Raw genomic sequence first — 4,270 nt, 5'->3', positions numbered from 1 at the left:
AACCTCATTCGACTAGGTATGGATCAGAACAGGGCATATGCCTATAGCAGGACGAGGATGGGAGGCTGGGCAGTAGCTCAAAGCCCTATCTTAAGGACCACTATCACACTGTCCAGACTTAGAAAGAGAGGTTACGAATCTATGCTTTCCTATCACCGTAAGTCGATTCCTGAGATTCAGTGAACCGCGTAGTACGAGACCCGTACGCTACGTGGTGTGAGAGGCGCACCAGTGAGTCATTGACTCACTGGCCGTCTACTCGATTAGGTTTTCGTGCATTTTTCCGTCCAGTTTCTGCGTTCGTTTTAGTTCGTTCGTCCGGTGCGGCAGGAGCAGCCATACTCTTTGTCAGGTTTTGGTTTGTGGGTTGGTTAGTGCGACCTGGCAATGTGTATGGATGATTGGGGAGGGTAAAGCTTCATAAGCAACTTCACTATTTTCCTCTGTTCAGTCTTCGGCTCGAGAGTTTTCTCCAAATACTGTTCGCATATTCTACTTCTTGAGTTGTTAGTCCGTAATTCTGTTGCAGAATTTGCTTGTTTGTCACTTCTAAAACTTTTTCAATTGGCTTTTTATCGCGTATTAAAGAATCAATCTGTCCAAGTAGTTTTGAATTATTTTCATTGTAAGGAAGCAGGATTCTCTCAGTCTCATTCGGCATAAGTTCCAATACACCACCTCCATGACTTCTGCCGGATACTTCTGCAAAAGCTAAGGAAAGAGAGTTATAATAGCTCGCTGTAAAGGCCTTCAAATCCGTATTTTGCTTGAGAAATACTCGGTGCATTGTGTCAGTTGTGTATGCCTTTGCTTCATTAATAATAAGCTTTGGATAGATGTTGTTTCTTCTAATAAATAATGCATCCGACAGTTTAAGAGAAGGAACTACAAACCAATCATCTCTAATACGGCACTTATATCCATTGTTTATACCCATTTCTTCACCTTGGGCTATGTACTTCACTGCTCCATTCTTTTTGTTCAACTTTTTGGATTCTGGAAAGACTAATAAATGGGCTTTTGCTTCGGAGTATTTATTCTTAAGCCAATCATCTTCCTTGAAAATCACGCTATTGACTTGTACACTTCTACCTACCATTGGTTTTGCATATGCGTCTAAATCAAACTCTTCTACCGTTGAAAGGGGAACTGTAAAGAAATCATTTGACCCAGTTGTAATGCCAACTTCTACGTTAGCATAATTTCCAATGGTTGGTATCCTTCTTTCTGTTGCAACGTTTTCAAGGAAATCAATTTCGTCTTGGCCCAAGAAATAAAACGTCCACTTGTTTGATTTAAAGTCAATCCTTTTCTTGGGAAACTTTAATCTGTACAGATCTAAGTTCTTGAGTTCGCTTGAATCACGGAGTTCAATGTGCTCAATATGATGTTCTTCGGATTGATCTTTTTCGCAAAGCAATAAAACAACTTCTTGCTGTATGTCTGGAAAAACTAGTTTTTCAAAGGATATGATGTTGATTTTGTTATAAAAATGAGCCAGGAAAGTTCTTAGCTGTTGAGCATAAGAAACTTGCAGAATCTCGGCAGGAAGAACAAAACCAATCTTGCCTCTAGTTTCTTTTAAGAGCAAAGATGAGCCTACAACAAACGAAACCCAAGCATTTGTAAGCTTAGAATACTTAAGACCTGCTTTAATAAAAATGTCTTCTGCGGCAACTTGTTGATATTTATCAAAGTACTGATATCTGATGTAAGGTGGGTTACCAACAATTAAGTCAAATTTCCTTTTGGTGGTAGTGCAAAAGGTGTGGAAGTCTTCATTAATTACTTCAGAGTTCGAAAGTTCTATGGACTTGGCTTTTGCAGCTTCAAGAGGATCATACTCGATGGCTGTTAAAGAGTTATAAAGAAATCCTTCTGATTTCAGGCTTTTTAGAAAGTTACCATCACCACAACTTGGCTCTAAAATGTCACAGTCCCTGCTGCCATTGATAGCCCATTTGAGGATGAAATCCGCTATAGGTTTTGGTGTATAAAACCCACCTCTTAACTTTTCTTTCGATGCATTCTCAATAAGCCTCATTTTTCAATTTTTTCAGGTTTTGATTTTGTTCTGTAAGCAACTTTTTGTTCAGCCACTTTTAAAATTTGCTCAGCTTGTTGATTATACCTTTTCACTACTTGATTGGCGATTTGATCACTTATCATGCTTACATTAAGCTCAGATTCACTGATTTCGAATATTGCGGAAAGTTTTGTAATTATAGAGGGGTTTGCTTGTCTTGTACCTTTTTCTATCTTTCCAAGCATTGAAGTGTCAATCTCTAAAAGAGTGGAAAGCTCCTTCAATGTCATTTTCTTTGACTCCCTTAGAATCTTGATTTGTTCGCCAAAAGGTAGTTCCATTTTCTATATTAATTGGACTGAAGTTGTCCAAATATAAGAATACTATAGTTAGCGCACAAACAAATTGAAATTAAATTATTTCTATGATGAACGGATCACCTACTGTATTTGGAGAATAAAGCTCTAGCCGAGCATTTGTTAAACTCGCACCTCTTATTCTCTCTCCGAGAGCACCCCACGAAATAGATGTAGTATAATTATGTTGACCAGCCTCTCCTGTTGGCTTATGGCGTATCTCTAAGTCAAATAACCCCCAAACATCACCTCTTACAGTTACGAAAAAACTAGCTTCTGCTCCTTCGACATATGGGGTAGTTCTGACAGTGTTCCAAGTCAGGGCTCCAAAGACTGTATTTCTAAAATATGAAGTTTGATCAATAACGTTTCCTGAAACCACAAAACCATCCTGAACAAGTCTAAGACCTCCAGTTGGATTAGTTCCTGATCCTGCGGATTGCACACTTGATGCTGGAAGTCTGTTTCTAATCCAAGCCAACTGGCCTCTTTCATAAACAGTTTCGTCACCTGTTGATGAGGTGTGAACAACAGTTGTTCTGGTAGAACTTTGGGATCTTCTTGGTCTTCTAAATTCAGATGGTATTGTTGGTGTTACTCTATCTGGAATAGCAATTGATTTAGTAGTAGATTGTCTAACTTTTTTATTCTGTTTGACACGTTTGGGTTCCCTTGAAATAACGCCATCATTTAGAAACGAATCAATATTTCCTCTGTTGATCTCGAATAAGTTTGGATCACTCAAATCAAAGAGTGTTGAGTAATAGACTTTTATTTCGTTCAGGAGTTGAAGGCCATCCGCATCTGTCGAGTCAAATTCAACCATCAAAGACCCCTCATGATTGCTAAAAAGACCATTTGCGGTCAAATTGGAAGAACCGAGAATAATCTTATTTTGATTATCGCCTTCAAAGAGGTAAATCTTTGGATGGAAAATGGGAGGTTCTTTTTGATAGAATATGTACGAATCAATTCCTAAAGCCAGTATTTCTTCCAAAGCTTCTACAGATGTTCCATTTTGATCGATCCCTACAATTATTGTCAAATCTCTGAAATTGGGTTTTGCAATTTCCAAATAGTTTGAGAGTCCTTTCACACCTGCAGCACTTGCGAATGCAGATATTCCAAAAAATGAATCATAGTCGTTTGATGACAAGAAGTCCATCAGTTTGTTGCCGACCGAATTTGGAGAGGTTGGTTCGAAACCCTGTCCTAAGAATGTTACCCTCATGATTGTGATTTTTCAAGTTGAATGAACAAATCTGAGATTGAAGTCTTCAAGGCAGTGGAGATTTTGTGAATGTTTTCCAAAGCGATGTTTTTTTCACCTCGTTCAATCATTCCAATGTATGTTCGGTGCAAGCCAGCCTGATGAGCAAGTTCTTCTTGGGAGAGTTTCAGTTGAGTTCGCCTTTCTCTCACCACTGTTCCAAAAGCTTTCGATAACTCGATGTTCATAATGAATACTATAGTTATCACAAAGCTATTTGTGACAGGAGTTAATGGCTACATACTATAGTTAGCATATCTCGCTATTTGTAGTTCCTTAGGCCTTCTTTGAAGGTGGATGGGAAATTTTAGCTCTTTTGGATTTTCAGGGTTGGTGTTGCGTTAGCAAAACCAAATGTGCTAAAATGTGCGGTGGGTAAAGCTAAATTAACCATTATCAAATACTTCCTGGAAAATACATAGCAATATACCAGGAGCATCCTGATCATTTAGCAGAGTATTTTGAAGAACAACTCCTACGGTTATGTCTTGAAACTAAGTCTTGAATTCCGGCGCAGTTAGAACGAATAGTTTCTTAATCTGAATCAGTCGCTTGGCTCCCAGCCGAGTGACCAAATATTGTTTCCGGCCTCCGGCCGTTATACAGGCTCAATTTGTA

The 4,270-nt window shown here is 38.8% G+C and carries 4 protein-coding genes and 1 pseudogene; 1 reads left to right on the top strand and 4 read right to left on the bottom strand.

The genetic code is table 11. The features are described 5' to 3' along the window. A pseudogene (locus tag FNH22_RS31495) lies at nucleotides 1-183 on the top strand (group II intron reverse transcriptase/maturase); the annotation flags it as partial. A gap of 250 nt (nucleotides 184-433) precedes the next feature. On the opposite strand, the gene FNH22_RS31490 reads toward FNH22_RS31495, so the two are convergent. The 4 genes from FNH22_RS31490 to FNH22_RS31475 form a co-directional block, all read right to left on the bottom strand. Further along, on the bottom strand, nucleotides 434-2,044 hold the full coding sequence (locus tag FNH22_RS31490; RefSeq protein ID WP_143402518.1) for a class I SAM-dependent methyltransferase: 1,611 nt from the start codon (nucleotides 2,042-2,044) through the stop codon (nucleotides 434-436). Then, nucleotides 2,041-2,367, bottom strand: a complete 327-nt coding sequence (locus tag FNH22_RS31485) for a helix-turn-helix domain-containing protein (RefSeq protein ID WP_143402517.1) — start codon at nucleotides 2,365-2,367, stop codon at nucleotides 2,041-2,043. The genes FNH22_RS31490 and FNH22_RS31485 overlap by 4 nt, the downstream gene beginning before the upstream one ends. Before the next feature lie 70 nt (nucleotides 2,368-2,437). Beyond that, the gene (locus FNH22_RS31480; RefSeq protein WP_143402516.1) at nucleotides 2,438-3,613 is read right to left on the bottom strand and encodes a phospholipase D-like domain-containing protein; all 1,176 of its coding nucleotides are present in this window, start codon (nucleotides 3,611-3,613) and stop codon (nucleotides 2,438-2,440) included. Next, nucleotides 3,610-3,840 carry a helix-turn-helix domain-containing protein gene (locus FNH22_RS31475; RefSeq protein WP_143402515.1) on the bottom strand — a complete coding sequence of 77 codons (231 nt, stop codon included), beginning with the start codon at nucleotides 3,838-3,840 and terminating at the stop codon, nucleotides 3,610-3,612. Before FNH22_RS31475 ends, FNH22_RS31480 begins: the two co-directional genes overlap by 4 nt. Nucleotides 3,841-4,270: the final 430 nt, after the last annotated feature.

The organism is Fulvivirga sp. M361, assembly GCF_007097395.1.
Taxonomy (GTDB): Bacteria; Bacteroidota; Bacteroidia; order Cytophagales; family Cyclobacteriaceae; genus Fulvivirga.
The sequence above is the reverse complement of the archived record's forward strand: the minus strand, read 5'-3'. Positions and strand labels throughout refer to the sequence as shown.

What these genes read in the sequence shown, in the direction of transcription:
- FNH22_RS31490 (WP_143402518.1), bottom strand. Translation starts at nt 2,044, where the DNA reads ATGAGGCTTATTGAGAATGCATCGAAAGAAAAGTTAAGAGGTGGGTTT.
- FNH22_RS31485 (WP_143402517.1), bottom strand. Translation starts at nt 2,367, where the DNA reads ATGGAACTACCTTTTGGCGAACAAATCAAGATTCTAAGGGAGTCAAAG.
- FNH22_RS31480 (WP_143402516.1), bottom strand. Translation starts at nt 3,613, where the DNA reads ATGAGGGTAACATTCTTAGGACAGGGTTTCGAACCAACCTCTCCAAAT.
- FNH22_RS31475 (WP_143402515.1), bottom strand. Translation starts at nt 3,840, where the DNA reads ATGAACATCGAGTTATCGAAAGCTTTTGGAACAGTGGTGAGAGAAAGG.